This window comes from Halocalculus aciditolerans (assembly GCF_014647475.1).
GTDB lineage: Archaea > Halobacteriota > Halobacteria > Halobacteriales > Halobacteriaceae > Halocalculus > Halocalculus aciditolerans.
In genome coordinates this window covers 925,460-938,653 of sequence record NZ_BMPG01000001.1, presented here as the reverse complement: position 1 = coordinate 938,653, position 13,194 = coordinate 925,460, and the positions used below count along the sequence as shown (strand labels likewise).

The following is a 13,194-nucleotide window of genomic DNA, read 5'->3' as shown; positions in this document are numbered from 1 at the left end:
TAGTTTCGGGGGGTACGTGGGGTGTTTTCCACGCATCGGTAGAATTGCGGTTCACACCCCGTGGGCTTATCGGGTCGCCGGCCCCACACCCGGTATGGAGACGGTCACACACGACGGGCGGACGACGGCGTACCGAACGTCGACGCGTGGTGACGGGCGGCGAATCCTTTGTGTCCACGGAAGCGGCGGCACTCACCAGATCTGGCGCGCGCAGCTCGGCCGACTCGCCGCCGGCCGAACCGTCGCCGCCCTCGACCTCTCCGGCCACGGCGACTCCGCGGACGTCGACGTCCCGCCCGAGGACGCCATCGACGCCTACGTCGACGACGTCGCCGCCGTCGCCGACGCCGTCGACGCCGACGTACTCATCGGGAACTCTCTCGGCGGCGCGGTCGTGCTCTCAGGGTGTCTCGACGGCCGCCTCGACCCGGAGGGAGCGGTTCTCGTCGGCTCCGGCGCGAGGCTCGCCGTCGGCCAACCGCTTAGAGAGTGGCTCGCGCACGACTTCGACCGCGCCGTCGACTTCCTCCACGAACCCGACCGGCTCTTCCACGACCCCGACCCCCGCCTCACCGACGCCTCCCGCGCCGCGATGCGCGACGCCGGCCGCGCCACCGTCGAACGCGACTTCCTCGCCTGCCACAACTTCGACGCCCGCGACCGCCTCCCCGGCCTCGACGTGCCGCTCCTCGCGCTCACCGGCGACCACGACACCCTCACCCCGCCGCGCTTCAGCGAGTACCTCGCCGACCACGTCGACCGCGGCGAGTGGACGACGCTCCCGGACGCCGCCCACCTCGCCTTCCTCGAAACCCCCGACGCCTTCAACCGCGAGGTCGACGCCTTCCTCGCCGCTCTCGACTGACCGCGCGAAGCCGACGCGCATCGCCGGACTTACCGCCGTCGCCGCGAAGAACGAGACATGAGCGACGTCGACTTCCAGTGGGTGATGCAGACCACGTTCTCGCTCACCATCGTCGTGGGCGCGCCCCTCGTAGCCGCCCTCTCCCTGTTCTTCACGCTCCCCGGCTGGGAGGCGTGGGTGAACTTCGCCATCCGCGTCTGCGCGGCCGTCTGGCTCGCCACCGCCCTCTGCGTCTACGGCTACGCGCGCTGGGTCCGCGAACCAACGTCGGTCTGACTCGGCTCGACCGTGTTTATTCGTCTGGTTCTCCCGGGACGAGCGACCGCCGCATTCGGAGTTCCATCCGCTCCATCCGGTCGTCGGCGACGCTGAACCCGCAGGACTTGTAGAGCGCGATGGCGCGCGGGTTCGTCCGCTCGACGTGGAGGACGACGGCGGGGATGCCGTCGGCCGCTCCGGCGTCGAGGAGCGTTCTGAGGAGGTGCGTGCCGACGCCAGCGCCCTGGTAGTCCTGGTGGACGAATATCGCGAGTTCCGCCGCTGCGCTCTCCGTCGGCACGAGCACGGCGTGCCCGACGACGCCGCCGTCGTGCTCGATGACCGCGTGGAGGCCCGGCGCGATCTGGTCGAGCCACGCGTGGATGCGTTCGCGGTCCATCGGGGGAAGCCCCTGTGCGCGCATCGTCGGGTCGAACGCCGCGTACATCGCCGCGAGCTCCGCCTCGTCCACCCGACACAGCCCCCGGAACGACCGAACGCGGAGGTCCCGTCCCGCTTCGTCCGTCACCGTGTGCGGCGGCGGCGCGCGCGTCGACGCGAACGACCCGCTCGAACAAGTAGTGGACGATTGTTCACCAGAATTCGATTTTGGTAGGCTATCTACAGTCATGTCCGGGCGACTAGTTCTCGATCCAGTGCGTAAATACGTGTTTTCGCTAGAGGATGCAAGAGAGCTAGAGGTGTGACGGTCGACTCCGGATACCCCGTTAGAGTGCGGTAGTGTTCTAGGAAAGAGATGGAACCGGTTCGCGTCGCCGCCGCCGACGAGAGGGAGGACGGGGCGTCGGAGGGCTGTGGCCGTCGGAGGGGGGACGAGCGTCGGGGAGGACGGGGCGTCGGAGTAGGCGTGAGTCAGTAGAGGCCGTCGAGGTCGTCGTCGCTGTGCGCGTGCGCTTCGTCCGGGAACTCCCCGTTCTCGACGGCGTTCTTGTACCCGGAGAGCGCGGACTCCATCTCGGATTTGACGTCGCCGAACGCCTCCGCGAAGGGCGGGAGGCGGTCGGAGAGCCCGAGCACGTCGGTGATGACGAGGACCTGGCCGTCGCAGTCCGGGCCGGCCCCGATGCCGATGGTCGGGATGTCGATGGCCTCCGTCACTTGCGCGGCGACGTTCGCCGGGACGTGCTCGAGGACGAGGCTGAACGCGCCCGCGTCCGCGTGCGCCTCCGCGAGGTCGATAATCGCCTGTGCGGCCTCCCGCGTCGTCCCCTGCCGGAAGTAGCCGCCGAGCTGATTCACGTGCTGCGGCGTCAATCCGAGGTGGGCCTGAACGGGAATACCGAGCTGCGTGAGTCGCTCGGTGAGGTCGACGGTGTGTTCGCCGCACTCCAGTTTCACCGCGTCCGCGTCCGCCTCCTTCAGGAGCCGGCCGGCGTTCTCGACGCCCGTCGCCTCGTCCGGCCCGTAGGAGAGGAAGGGCATGTCGGCGACGACGAGCGCGTCGTCCGTCGCCCGCGCCACCGCGGCCGTCCGAGAGAGGACGTCCTCCATCGTCACCGGAACCGTCGTCTCGTACCCCATCACCGCGTTCCCCATGCTGTCGCCGACGAGAACCACGTCGATGCCCGCCTCGTCGACGAGCGCCGCCGTCGGCGCGTCGTATGCCGTCAGCATCGTAATCGCCTCCTCGCCCTTCATCGAGCGAACCGTCTGCACGCTGGTCATACTCTCCTTTCTCGCGCGACCCGTGAAAAACGTAGGCGACCCGGCTATCCGCGGGGGCGACTACACGTACTCGAAGCCGGTGCCCGCGCGCCGCGCCGTCTCCGCGTCCCGGTCCGCGTCGCCGACGAAGAGCACGCGCTCCGGCGGTACGTCCAGCGCCTCGATGGCGCGGTGGAGCGCCGCCGGGTCCGGCTTCCGCGCCGGCACCGTGTCGCGCCCGACGACCGCGGCGAACCGCTCGCCGGCGTCGTGCCGGTCGAGCGCGATGCGGCACGCCGCCTCGCAGTTCAGCGAGCAGACCGCCGCCGGCGTCGCCGACTCCCGGACGTCGGCGAGTAGCGGGAGCGCCGCCGCGTCCGCCGCGCTCGTCCGCTCCGCGCTCGCGATAATCTCCTCCACTTCCGTCGCGACGCCGACCGCCTCCGCGCAGTCGTACAGCTCCCACGTGACGAGGCCCTCCGGGTCTGCGCCCGCGTCCCGGAGCACGGCCTCGACGTCCGTGCGGACCCGCGACCAGTCCACCGGGAGGTCGACGAGCGTCCCGTCGAGGTCGTAGACCACGGCGTCGTACTCACTCACACGCCGGCGTACGCGCCGCATCGGAAAACGGTTTCCGCTCCGTGGGACGAACCGTGAGGCCTATACGGGACGCTTCACTTGGAATCGAAGGTTACCGATGAACGTCCGAACCGGACTCTCCTACGGGGACGTACTGGTCGTCCCGCAACGCTCGCCCGTCGACAGCCGCAGCGACGTCTCGCTCGAAACCGAACTCGCGCCCGGCCTCACGCTCGACGCGCCCGTCCTCAGCGCGCCGATGGACTCCGTCACCGAAGCCGACGCCGCAATCGAGCTCTCGCGCCTCGGCGGCCTCGGCGTCGTCCACCGCTTCCTCCCCGTCGAGAAGCAAGCCGCGGAGGTCGAAGCCGTCGTCGACGCCGGCGAACAGGTCGCCGCCGCGCTCGGCATCGCCGAAGACCACACCGAACGCGCGCAGGCCCTCGTCGACGCCGGCGTCGACGCGCTCGTCCTCGACGTCGCCCACGGCCACATGGAGGCCGCCATCGACGTCACCCGCGAACTCGCCGGCGATTTCCCCGACACGCCGCTCGTCTCCGGGAACGTCGCCACGAAACAGGGCGTGCACGACCTCGCCGACGCCGGCGCGGACTGCGTGAAAGTCGGCATCGGCCCGGGCTCGCACTGCACGACCCGCGAGGTCGCGGGCGCGGGCGTCCCCCAGTTCACCGCCGTCACCGACGCCGCCGAGGCCGCCGACGAAGCCGGCGTCACCACCATCGCCGACGGCGGCATCCAGACCTCCGGCGACGCCGTGAAAGCCCTCGTCGGCGGCGCTGACGCCGTCATGATGGGCGGGTTCTTCATGGGAACGCCCGAGGCTCCCGGTGAAACCGTCGAGGTCGACGGCGTCAAATACAAGCGCACGCGCGGGATGTCCACGGGCGCGGCGATGGAGCGCCGCGAGGACAAGGACGGCCGCCCCGACGCCGACGAGGGCGTCGAGTCGATGGTCGCCCTCAAACGGCCACTGGAGACCGAACTCCGCGAGTTCCTCGGCGGCGTCCGCTCCGGCGTCTCCTACTGCGGCGCACACACCCTCGACGACGCCCGCGAGAACAGCGAGTTCATCCGCCTCACCCCCGAGGGCAAGGCTCGCTCCGGCGCGCACGGCGTCGCGCGCTCCGAAACCACCGGCCGCAGCGACTAGTCAGTCGAGCAGGCCGCGCGCGATGACTTCTTTCTGGATCTCCGAGGTCCCCTCGTAGATAGTGGTGATCTTCGAGTCGCGGTAGTAGCGCTCGACGTCGAAGTCCGTCGTGTAGCCGTAGCCGCCGTGGACCTGCACTGCCTCGTTCGTCACGTCCACCGCCGCCTCGCTCGCGTAAAGTTTCGCCGCCGACGCCGCCTGCCGGAAGTCCTCGCCGGCGTCCGCGAGCTCGGCGGCCTCACGAACGAGCGCGCGGCCCGCCCGCACCTGCGTCTCCATATCCGCGAGCTTGTGCCGGACGCTCTGAATCTCCCCGATAGCCTTCCCGAACTGCTCGCGCTCTCCTGCATATTCGACGGCGTCGTCGAGCGCCGCCTGCGCCAGCCCGACCGCCTGCGACGCGATGCCGATACGACCGGTGGTGAGAATACTGAACGCCGCCGACAGCCCCCGCCCGACCTCCGTCAGCCGGTACTCCGCGGGAATGTGCGCGTCGTCGAACTCCAGGCTCGTCGTGTCGCTCGCCCGCAGCCCGAGCTTCTCCTCCTTCTTCCCCACCGAGAGCCCCGGCGTGTCCTTCGGGACGAGGAACTGCGTGACAGCGTCCGAGTCAGCAGTCGTTCCCTCCGAGCCGTCGTCGACTTTCGCGAACAGGAGGACGACGCCGGAGCGCTCGCCGTTCGTGATCCACTGCTTCGTCCCGTTGATGACGTACTCGTCGCCCTCTCTCCGCGCCGTCGTCGTCATCTGCGCCGGATTCGACCCCGCGCCCGGCTCCGACAACGCGAACGCCCCGACGGGCCGGCCGTCCGCCATCTCCGGCAGCCACTCCTCCTTCACCGATTCGCTCCCGAACTCCGCGATACACGACGTCGCCAGCGAATGCACGGAGAGCGCCGTCGCCACCGCCAGACTCCCGTACGCCACCTGCTCGTTCACCACCGAGTACGTCGTCTTGTCCGCGTCGTACCCGCCGTACGCCTCCGGAACCGTCAAGGAGGTCAAGTCGAGGTCGGCGAGGCCGTCCCAGACGCCCTCCGGGAACCGCGCTTCCTCGTCGCATTCGGCCGCGACCGGCGCGATCTCCTCTTCTGCGAACTCTCGCACGAGGTCGCGCACCGCCGCCTGCTCTCCACTCAAAGGCATACTCCTCCTTCTGCCGCCACCCTCGAAAAAGCGATTGGTTCCCCGCGAACGTTCAAGACAGATACCGCGGCCAAACTGCATATGACCTGACGAGCCGCTCGGGCGGGAACGACGCGACTGTGCAGTACACCCCCCGAGAACGCGCTAGCTGCCTGTTAGCCCCCGAGTGAGTCGACGACGTCCGTCGCGGACGCGTCGAGGCCGCCGCCCTGTGCGAGCGCGCCGCCACCGCCGCCGCCACCCCCGAACTCGGCGGTGACCTCGTCGACGACGCCGCCGGCGTCCACGTCCCCGGTGGACGCCACGACGAGGAACGCGCGTTCGCCGCCGCCGGCGACCGCGACGACGTCCGCGCGGCCGGCCGCGGCCTCGCGCAGCCGGTCGGCGACCGCGTTCGCGTCGAGGGCGTCGACGGTCCCGACGAGCCAGCGCGCGCCGTCACGCTCGAAGCTCGAGAACCCGTCGAGCCGCGCCTCCAAGAGCGCGTCCCGGAGGCGTTCGCGCTCCCCTTCGAGTTCCTCGACGTTCGCGTGCAGGCTGTCGACGCCCGCGTCGAGCTCTTCGCGCGGCACGCCGAGGTCGCGCGCCGCCGCGAACGCTGCCCGGCGCTCCTCCGCGCGCGAGTCGACGGCGGCCTCGCCGACGGAGAACTCGACGCGCGTCAACCCCTCGCCGGGGTTCGACCGGTCGCGCACCGCGACGAGCCCGATTTCTCGGGTGTTCTCGACGTGCGTGCCGCCGCAGGCGGAGACGTCCCAGCCGTCCACGTCGACGACGCGAACCGTGTCGGAGTCGGCCATCACGCCCTCCTCGGTCGCGACGTTGAACGCGATGTCGTCGCGCGCCACCGCGTCCGCCTGCGGGACTTCCTCCCAGGAGACCGCGCGCGAGTCCCAGACCGCTCTGTTCGCGAGTCGCTCCAGTTCGACGAGTACGTCGTCGTCGACGTCCGTCGTCGTCTCGAAGTCCACGCGCACCTTCGTCTCGCCGATGTCGAACCCGCCGTAGCCGAGGTCGGAGAGAAGTCGCCGACCCGCGCCGTAGAGGACGTGGCTCGCGGTGTGCGCCCGCATGCAGTACGTTCGGAACTCCTCGTCTATCTCGCCGGCGACGACCTCGCCGACTTGGACGTCCGGCTCCTCAACGAGGGTGTGAACGACCGCGTCGTCGGCCTCGGCGACGTGTTCGACCGGGACGCCCGCGAGCCGCCCGCGGTCCGCTGGCTGTCCACCGCCGACCGGGTAGAAGTACGTCTCGGAGAGCGTGACGTCACGGCCGTCGACGGCCGTGACCGCGGCCTCGAACCGCGTCGTGTACGGGTCGGTCGGCGCGAGCGACTGCGTCATCGTCTCACAGTGTACGGCCGCGCCGCTAAAACACTACTCCTCGGAGAGGGAGATATCGAACTTCTCTTCGAGCGCGCGGACGACGGAGCCGCCGACGCTCGCCTGCGTCGCCCGGCCCTGCTCGACCGCGAGCAGGTCGTTCTCCTCGATACCGAGCTCCTCGGCGAGCTCTTCTTGCGTGTAGCCCGCGCCCTGTCGCGCGTTCGTCACGCGTTCGCCGTAGTCGGAGACGAGGTAGGGGAGCTGGTCGGCGTCGTAGTTCGAGCCGTGCTCCTCCCAGTAGTTCGACTCGGACTGCGCGGAGTCGAGCTGACGGGCGGTGTTCTGCGCGGCGCGCTTCCGGCGGTCCGCCTCGCTCCGCGACTGGTCTTCGCCGCGGCTGTGGCCGCCGGTCTTCTTCGATTCGTCGAGGTTCGCGCAGTTCGAACAGACGTTGAGCTCCGCGCCGGCGACGGTCGCCGTGGTGAGCGAATCCGTCGTCTGCCCGCAGAGCTCGCAGGTTCCGTCGGAGCTTCCGCCCCGGGACCCGCCCGTCGAGTACTTAGCCATACCAACGTGTATGTGGGGGTGGCCTTTTCAACTGTGCGGTAGCGGGAACGCCTGAGCCGACGGAACCGCCGGGCGCGACGACTGGCGGGGATCGACGACGAGAGAATCCACGACCCGTGCCGGCGGCCACGGCTACGGGGCGTGGTTTCGAAGTGAAGTTGTGCGTGGGTGATGTCCCAGAGGGATATCACCTGCATCGCAGCGGTCGCGGCGGCCTGCCGCGTGTGCGATGCGTGGGGCAGGATTTGAACCTGCGAACCTCTACAGGACAGCGCCCTCAACGCTGCGCCTTTGGCCTAGCTTGGCTACCCACGCTCGCGTCGTGCGATTGCAATCATTCGTAGAACGGGGACTAATAAAAGACCTTCCATTCGACGGCAGCGTGCAAAACTCCCACACGGCGGCGGGGCGCGGGGACTTATGCCGCGCGCCGCCGAACGAGGCGGTATGCGAACGTTCGTCCGTCAGCACGTCCCGGCGACGACGGCCGTGGTGTCCGCGCTCGCGCTCGCGGCGGTCTTCGCCGCCGTCGGCGGTGTGATTCCACCGCGCGCGGTCCCTCACCACCCGTTCGTCGCACTCGCCCCGCACGCGAACGCGGTCGTGAGCGTCACCGCCGTCGCCACTATCCTCGCCGGCGTCCGGTGGGCGCGCCGGAAGGAGTTCGGGAAACACCGCGTCGCGATGCTCGCGAGCACGCTCCTCTTCGTCGCGTTCCTCACGCTCTACCTCTGGCACATCATCCTCGAAGGCACCACCGCGTTCGGCGGTCCGGATAGCGTCTACACCTTCGTCTACCTGCCGCTGCTCGCCGTCCACATCCTCCTCGCAATCGTCTGCATCCCCGTCGTCTTCTACGCGCTCATCCTCGCCGGCACGCATTCGGTCGCAGAACTCGCAGAAACACACCACGCGCGCGCCGGCCGAATCGCCGCCAGCCTCTGGGTCGTCTCCTTCACGCTCGGCACCGTCGTCTACGTCCTCCTCCACCACGCCTACGCCTGATCAGTCGGCGTCGACGGGCTCCGGCCGGACGACGGGGCGCTCGACGTCGCGGTCGGTCATCTCCCCGTCGATGTCGTAGGGGTACTCGCCGGTCACGCAGCCGAGACAGAGGTCGTCGCCGGACTTCCCGACCGCCTCGGTGATGGCGTCGACGGAGAGATAGGAGAGGGAGTCCGCGCCGATATGCTCGCAGATTTCCTCCGTGCTCCGGTTCGCGCCGATGAGCTCCTCGCGCGTCGCCATGTTGATGCCCATGTAGCAGGGCGCGAGGATTTTCGGCGCGCCGATGCGGACGTGGACTTCCTCCGCGCCGGCGTCGTAGAGGAGTTCGACGAGCTGGTCGGAGGTCGTGCCGCGCACGATGCTGTCGTCGATGAGCGTCACCGTCTTCCCCTCCACTGTCGAGCGGATGGGGTTGAGTTTCAGGCGGACGGCGCGCTCGCGCGCCTCCTGTGTCGGCATGATGAACGTCCGGCCGACGTACCGGTTCTTCATCAGGCCCTCGGCGAACTCGACGTCGGCGTCGTCCTCTTGGGCGGCGTCGGCGTACCCGGACGCGAACGCGCGGCCGGAGTCCGGCACCGGCATGACGACGTCCGTGTCCGCGCCGGCTTCCGCCCAGAGCTTTCGCCCCAGCTCTCGGCGGACCTCGTAGACGAGCTCCTCGTCGATGACGGAGTCCGGTCGGGCGAAGTAAACGTACTCGAAGAAGCAGTGTGCGGTGTGCTCGGGGTCCTTGAGCTGGTAGGAGTCGAAGCCGCCGCCGTCCTCGTGGAGGACGACGAGCTCGCCCGGTTTCACGTCCCGGACGAGCTCGCCGCCGAGCGTGTCGATGGCGGCGGATTCGGAGGCGATGACGTGGCCGTCGTCGAGCCGTCCGATGCAGAGCGGGCGGTTCCCCTCGGGGTCGCGAACGCCGAGGACGGTGTCGTCGTGCGTGATGGTGAGCGCGTACGACCCGTGGACGCGCTCCATCGTCCGCTTCACCGCGCGCACGAGGTCTTCCTCTAAGAGGTTGCGCGCGAGGTCGTGCGCGATGACTTCGGTGTCGCCGTCGCTCGTGAACGCGTGGCCCTTGTTCGCGAGGTCGTCGCGGACCTCGGCGGCGTTCACGAGGTTGCCGTTGTGACTGAGGCCGAGCGCGCCGCCCTTGAAGGAGACGGTGAACGGCTGCGCGCAGGACGTGTCGACGCTCCCCGCGGTCGGATAGCGGACGTGCCCGATGCCCGACGAGCCCTTCAGCGACTCGACGTCCGCCTCGTCGAACGCGTCCCCGACGAGCCCCATCTCGACGTGGCTGTGCTGCTGGAAGCCGTCGTGCGTCACGATGCCCGCGGACTCCTGTCCGCGGTGCTGGAGCGCGTACAGCCCGTAGTAGAGGGGGAGTGCGGCATCCTCCTCGTCGAGGCTCATCCCGACGACGCCGCACTTCTCGGTCAACCCGTCCGCGGCCGGCTCGCCCATTGCCATAGCCAGTGGTCGCACACCCAACACCAAAAACCCACTCTTTTGTGCCCTAACGACCGCAAAAACACCGAGTTGATATCCACGTTTGTGCAACGTCTCGTGTATCCGTCTCGGATGGACGTCGACGTCCGCGCCGCTCACCGGTTCGAGGCGTCGAGCGCAGAATCGTCGACGGAGACGTCGAATCCGGAGCCGCGGCTAACGCAGCGGCTCCGCGACGAGAGAGCGAGAGAATACGGCGTTAGTTGTCGCCGTTCTTCGACTGCCAACTGTACGAGCGGCGTTTCGCGGTCTTACCGAATCCGCAGCTCGCGCAGACTTTCTTCCGGGAGTGGTACGACTTCTCGCCGCACCGCCGGCACTTCACGTGCGTCGTCTTGTTCTTCTTCCCCTGGCTCGGGGTTCCTGCCCCAGTCATGGCTGTATCGTGACGACGTTGTCGCCGCGTATAACGATTGTGTCTTCGCCGTCTTCGAGGACGAGATTCATGTGCTGGTCGTAGCCCGTGAGGACGCCCTCGTGGAACTCGCCGTCCTTGAGGTGGACGGTGACGGGCGACTGTAGGGCTTCCTCCAGAACGTCGAGCGGTCGGCCGGTCATACACGATGGCCGTATGCGAAGCGGATAAGCGTACCGGCACAGGCCGAGAAGGCGTCGCCGCGCCTAGAGGTCGACGCGGAAGTCCTCGCGGTCGGACTCGGAGTCCGCGACGGCGGCGAGGAGGTCGGCGGCCGCGTCGAGGTCGCCGGTGTCGATGATTTCGGCGGGCGTGTGCATGTAGCGGTTCGGAACGCCGAGGTTCATCGCGGGGATGCCGCCGCGCTGCGTGAACACCGCGTCGGCGTCCGTCCCCGTCCGGATGCCGTTCGCCTGGAGCTGGACGTCGATGTCCGCCTCGCCGGCGGCGTCGCGCACGGCGCGCACGAGCTCGACGTGGTTCGTCGCGCCGCGCGCGACGACCGGCCCGCTCCCGAGCTCGACCTCGCCGGGCGTGTCGCCTGGGTGGACGGGGTGATCGGTCGCGTGCGTCACGTCGATGGCGACGTAGGCGTCCGGGTCGAGGTCGAACCCGACCATCTCCGCGCCGTTCAACCCGACTTCCTCTTGTACCGTTGAGACGGCGTAGACGGTGGCGTCGACGCCGCGGTCGGCGGCGCGGCGGAGCGCCTCGGCCGCCGTCCAGATGCCGATGCGGTTGTCCATCCCGCGCGCCGCCACCCGCGTCCCCTGGAGGTCGTCGACCGCTTCGGCGATGGTGATCGGGTCGCCGACCTCGACGAGCTCGCGGGCTTCTTCTTCCGATTCCGCGCCGATGTCGACGTACTGCTCGCCGATGTCCTTCGGCGCGTCCGGGTCGTCCTGCGTCATCCGCAGGTGGATGGCGGCCTGCCCGACGACGCCGTTCACCGGACCGTCGTCCGTGTGGATACGGACGTGCCGGCCGAGCGAGACGGTGCGGTCCGCGCCCCCGATGGGCGTCAGGCGGACGAAGCCGTCGTCGTCGATCTCCGCGACCATCAGCCCGATTTCGTCGGCGTGCCCGGCGAACGCGAGCTCGGGACCCGCCTCGTCGCCCTCGTAGACCGCGACCGCGTTCCCGTAGGCGTCCGTGGTGACGTCGTCGGCGAACGCGGACACGTACTCCAGCCAGACGGACTGAGCGGCGGTCTCGAACCCGGACGGGCTCGCGGTCGAAAGGAGGTCGTCGAGGAACGCACGCGGAGCGTCTTCCATACGGACACATCACGGCTACGGGCCAATCAACGGTGCGGTTCCGGAGCGGCGCGCGGTCCCACAACGGCTTTAGTTGTGGCCGCCGCCGAGAGATGTATGGGACTTGTCGACATTCACTTCCACGAATCGGACCTCGACTTCGCCTGCAACATCGGCCCCGGCGCGAGCGACGCAGGAGGAAAACCCGCGACGGAACCGCCCGTCTCGACCGGCGACGACGCCGAGGAGTTGTCCGGCGGACCGGGCGTGGCCGCGCTCGCCGTCGCCGCCCTCGCCGTCGCGGTCGTCGCTACTGGTGTTGCTGTCGCCGTGAAGAAGAAACTCGGCGGATCCGCCGACGACGCCGACGACATCAGCGTCCAGTAACCGGCGTCCAGTAACCGACGTTCAGTATCGCGGTTCCCAGAAGGGCTTTCCCGCTTCACTGGCTCTCTCCGTGTAATGAGTCTCTACGAGAGCGTCCGGGCGGTCGCGTCCGCGTCCGGCAGCGGGCCGCTGGACTGGGACGCCGCCGTCGACGCCGCGAAGGAAGCGACGCCGCCCGGCCGCCTCGACCTCACGCCGGAGATGGAGGCCGCCTACGCGAGCGACGTCCGCGACGCCCGCGAGCGCGTCCGCGAGGTCTCCGGCGTCCACTTCGCCGTCCCGAAGACCCTCGAAATCCAGAACCGCCACCACTGGATGGAGGCGAACGTCCCGACCTTCCGCCGCGCCTTCGAACCCCTCGAAGGCCAAGAGGTCGCGCTCCCCGGCGTCTCCAACACCGTCAACACGGGGACGATGGCGGTCGCGCTCGCCTTCATCGCGCGTCACGTCCTCGGCCAGTACGACCCCCTCCTCCTCGCTGACGGCGACGAGCACGACCTCTACTTCGTCCACCCGAACATCGTGAAAGCCGCCGACACCCTCGACGTCGACTTCCAGCGCTTCCGCCGCTGGATCGCCTTCCACGAGGTCACGCACGCCGCGGAGTTCGGCGCGGCCCCCTGGCTCTCCGACTTCCTCGGCGACCGGATGCGCGCCGGCGTCAGCGACCTCGCCGACGCCAAAGTCGCCAAGGACGCGTTCCGCGACCTGAACGTCGCGATGACCGCCGTCGAAGGCTACGCGGAACTCCTCATGGACGAAGCCTTCGACGACGACTACGACGACTTACGGCGAAAGCTCGACGAACGCCGGAATCGGACGAACGTCAGCAGCCTCGTCGGCCGCCTCCTCGGCTTCCAGCTGAAGCAGAAACAGTACGAGCGCGGCCGCGCGTTCTTCGACGACGTCGTCGACGCCCGCGGCATCGAAGCCGCCGCCCGCGTCTGGGACGGCCCCGACTACCTCCCGACCGACGCCGAACTCGACAACCCCGACGCCTGGCTCGCCCGCATCCCCCGCGAATAACCCCTCTCGACACGCCT

16 protein-coding genes and 1 tRNA gene are annotated in these 13,194 nt (G+C 69.2%); 6 read left to right on the top strand and 11 right to left on the bottom strand.

Annotation, left to right across the window (positions count from 1 at the left end; genetic code table 11):
* Positions 1-94 precede the first annotated feature (94 nt).
* Entirely contained in the window at positions 95-865 is a 771-nt protein-coding gene (locus IEY26_RS04800; RefSeq protein WP_188976362.1) for an alpha/beta fold hydrolase, read from the top strand.
* Positions 866-922: 57 nt separating this feature from the next.
* Positions 923-1,141 carry a DUF5822 domain-containing protein gene (locus IEY26_RS04795; RefSeq protein WP_188976360.1) on the top strand — a complete coding sequence of 73 codons (219 nt, stop codon included), beginning with the start codon at positions 923-925 and terminating at the stop codon, positions 1,139-1,141.
* A 16-nt stretch (positions 1,142-1,157) separates the two neighbouring features.
* Here the strand turns inward: IEY26_RS04795 and IEY26_RS04790 are convergent, their stop codons facing one another.
* The 3 genes from IEY26_RS04790 to IEY26_RS04780 all read right to left on the bottom strand — a co-directional run bounded on the left by IEY26_RS04790 (position 1,158) and on the right by IEY26_RS04780 (position 3,388).
* Entirely contained in the window at positions 1,158-1,652 is a 495-nt protein-coding gene (locus IEY26_RS04790) for a GNAT family N-acetyltransferase (protein WP_188976358.1), read from the bottom strand.
* Positions 1,653-1,996: 344 nt separating this feature from the next.
* Complete coding sequence (gene panB, locus IEY26_RS04785; RefSeq protein WP_188976356.1) at positions 1,997-2,809, bottom strand: 3-methyl-2-oxobutanoate hydroxymethyltransferase; 813 nt, start codon at positions 2,807-2,809, stop codon at positions 1,997-1,999.
* 60 nt (positions 2,810-2,869) lie between these two features.
* Entirely contained in the window at positions 2,870-3,388 is a 519-nt protein-coding gene (locus IEY26_RS04780) for an HAD family hydrolase (RefSeq protein ID WP_326838275.1), read from the bottom strand.
* 97 nt (positions 3,389-3,485) lie between these two features.
* On the opposite strand from IEY26_RS04780, the gene IEY26_RS04775 reads away from it, so the two are divergent.
* Positions 3,486-4,538, top strand: a complete 1,053-nt coding sequence (locus IEY26_RS04775) for a guanosine monophosphate reductase (RefSeq protein ID WP_188976352.1) — start codon at positions 3,486-3,488, stop codon at positions 4,536-4,538.
* Here the strand turns inward: IEY26_RS04775 and IEY26_RS04770 are convergent, their stop codons facing one another.
* The 4 genes from IEY26_RS04770 to IEY26_RS04755 all read right to left on the bottom strand — a co-directional run bounded on the left by IEY26_RS04770 (position 4,539) and on the right by IEY26_RS04755 (position 7,894).
* Positions 4,539-5,684: an acyl-CoA dehydrogenase family protein gene (locus tag IEY26_RS04770; protein ID WP_188976350.1), complete on the bottom strand. Its 1,146-nt coding sequence runs from the start codon at positions 5,682-5,684 to the stop codon at positions 4,539-4,541.
* Between the two features lie 155 nt (positions 5,685-5,839).
* The gene (locus tag IEY26_RS04765; protein WP_188976348.1) at positions 5,840-7,030 is read right to left on the bottom strand and encodes an alanyl-tRNA editing protein; all 1,191 of its coding nucleotides are present in this window, start codon (positions 7,028-7,030) and stop codon (positions 5,840-5,842) included.
* 33 nt (positions 7,031-7,063) lie between these two features.
* Positions 7,064-7,579, bottom strand: coding sequence for a helix-turn-helix domain-containing protein (locus IEY26_RS04760; RefSeq protein WP_188976346.1), 516 nt, complete (start codon positions 7,577-7,579; stop codon positions 7,064-7,066).
* 230 nt (positions 7,580-7,809) lie between these two features.
* A tRNA-Leu gene (locus IEY26_RS04755) sits at positions 7,810-7,894 on the bottom strand.
* A 132-nt stretch (positions 7,895-8,026) separates the two neighbouring features.
* Between IEY26_RS04755 and IEY26_RS04750 the strand changes: the two genes are divergently transcribed.
* Positions 8,027-8,584: a DUF420 domain-containing protein gene (locus tag IEY26_RS04750; RefSeq protein ID WP_188976344.1), complete on the top strand. Its 558-nt coding sequence runs from the start codon at positions 8,027-8,029 to the stop codon at positions 8,582-8,584.
* Here the strand turns inward: IEY26_RS04750 and purF are convergent, their stop codons facing one another.
* From purF to IEY26_RS04730, 4 genes are all read right to left on the bottom strand, one after another.
* Complete coding sequence (gene purF, locus IEY26_RS04745; protein ID WP_188976342.1) at positions 8,585-10,054, bottom strand: amidophosphoribosyltransferase; 1,470 nt, start codon at positions 10,052-10,054, stop codon at positions 8,585-8,587.
* A gap of 238 nt (positions 10,055-10,292) precedes the next feature.
* Positions 10,293-10,469, bottom strand: coding sequence for a 50S ribosomal protein L37e (locus IEY26_RS04740; protein ID WP_188976340.1), 177 nt, complete (start codon positions 10,467-10,469; stop codon positions 10,293-10,295).
* Positions 10,466-10,651 carry an LSM domain-containing protein gene (locus tag IEY26_RS04735; protein ID WP_188976338.1) on the bottom strand — a complete coding sequence of 62 codons (186 nt, stop codon included), beginning with the start codon at positions 10,649-10,651 and terminating at the stop codon, positions 10,466-10,468. The genes IEY26_RS04740 and IEY26_RS04735 overlap by 4 nt, the downstream gene beginning before the upstream one ends.
* Before the next feature lie 63 nt (positions 10,652-10,714).
* Positions 10,715-11,785 (bottom strand): M20/M25/M40 family metallo-hydrolase, encoded by a 1,071-nt coding sequence (locus IEY26_RS04730; RefSeq protein WP_188976336.1) that lies wholly within the window; start codon positions 11,783-11,785, stop codon positions 10,715-10,717.
* A 96-nt stretch (positions 11,786-11,881) separates the two neighbouring features.
* Here IEY26_RS04730 and IEY26_RS04725 point away from each other — a divergent pair, with 96 nt between their 5' ends.
* Together IEY26_RS04725 and IEY26_RS04720 are read left to right on the top strand one after the other, a co-directional pair.
* The gene (locus IEY26_RS04725) at positions 11,882-12,151 is read left to right on the top strand and encodes a hypothetical protein (RefSeq protein WP_188976334.1); all 270 of its coding nucleotides are present in this window, start codon (positions 11,882-11,884) and stop codon (positions 12,149-12,151) included.
* Positions 12,152-12,226: 75 nt separating this feature from the next.
* Entirely contained in the window at positions 12,227-13,177 is a 951-nt protein-coding gene (locus IEY26_RS04720) for a zinc-dependent metalloprotease (RefSeq protein WP_188976332.1), read from the top strand.
* Positions 13,178-13,194: the final 17 nt, after the last annotated feature.

Bases quoted from the DNA above. Each gene is read 5' to 3' on its own strand.
- IEY26_RS04775 (WP_188976352.1), top strand. From the start codon at position 3,486: ATGAACGTCCGAACCGGACTCTCCTACGGGGACGTACTGGTCGTCCCG.
- IEY26_RS04760 (WP_188976346.1), bottom strand. From the start codon at position 7,579: ATGGCTAAGTACTCGACGGGCGGGTCCCGGGGCGGAAGCTCCGACGGA.
- IEY26_RS04750 (WP_188976344.1), top strand. From the start codon at position 8,027: ATGCGAACGTTCGTCCGTCAGCACGTCCCGGCGACGACGGCCGTGGTG.
- IEY26_RS04730 (WP_188976336.1), bottom strand. From the start codon at position 11,785: ATGGAAGACGCTCCGCGTGCGTTCCTCGACGACCTCCTTTCGACCGCG.
- IEY26_RS04765 (WP_188976348.1), bottom strand. From the start codon at position 7,030: ATGACGCAGTCGCTCGCGCCGACCGACCCGTACACGACGCGGTTCGAG.
- purF (WP_188976342.1), bottom strand. From the start codon at position 10,054: ATGGCAATGGGCGAGCCGGCCGCGGACGGGTTGACCGAGAAGTGCGGC.
- IEY26_RS04740 (WP_188976340.1), bottom strand. From the start codon at position 10,469: ATGACTGGGGCAGGAACCCCGAGCCAGGGGAAGAAGAACAAGACGACG.
- panB (WP_188976356.1), bottom strand. From the start codon at position 2,809: ATGACCAGCGTGCAGACGGTTCGCTCGATGAAGGGCGAGGAGGCGATT.
- IEY26_RS04795 (WP_188976360.1), top strand. From the start codon at position 923: ATGAGCGACGTCGACTTCCAGTGGGTGATGCAGACCACGTTCTCGCTC.
- IEY26_RS04800 (WP_188976362.1), top strand. From the start codon at position 95: ATGGAGACGGTCACACACGACGGGCGGACGACGGCGTACCGAACGTCG.
- IEY26_RS04735 (WP_188976338.1), bottom strand. From the start codon at position 10,651: ATGACCGGCCGACCGCTCGACGTTCTGGAGGAAGCCCTACAGTCGCCC.
- IEY26_RS04720 (WP_188976332.1), top strand. From the start codon at position 12,227: ATGAGTCTCTACGAGAGCGTCCGGGCGGTCGCGTCCGCGTCCGGCAGC.
- IEY26_RS04725 (WP_188976334.1), top strand. From the start codon at position 11,882: ATGGGACTTGTCGACATTCACTTCCACGAATCGGACCTCGACTTCGCC.
- IEY26_RS04770 (WP_188976350.1), bottom strand. From the start codon at position 5,684: ATGCCTTTGAGTGGAGAGCAGGCGGCGGTGCGCGACCTCGTGCGAGAG.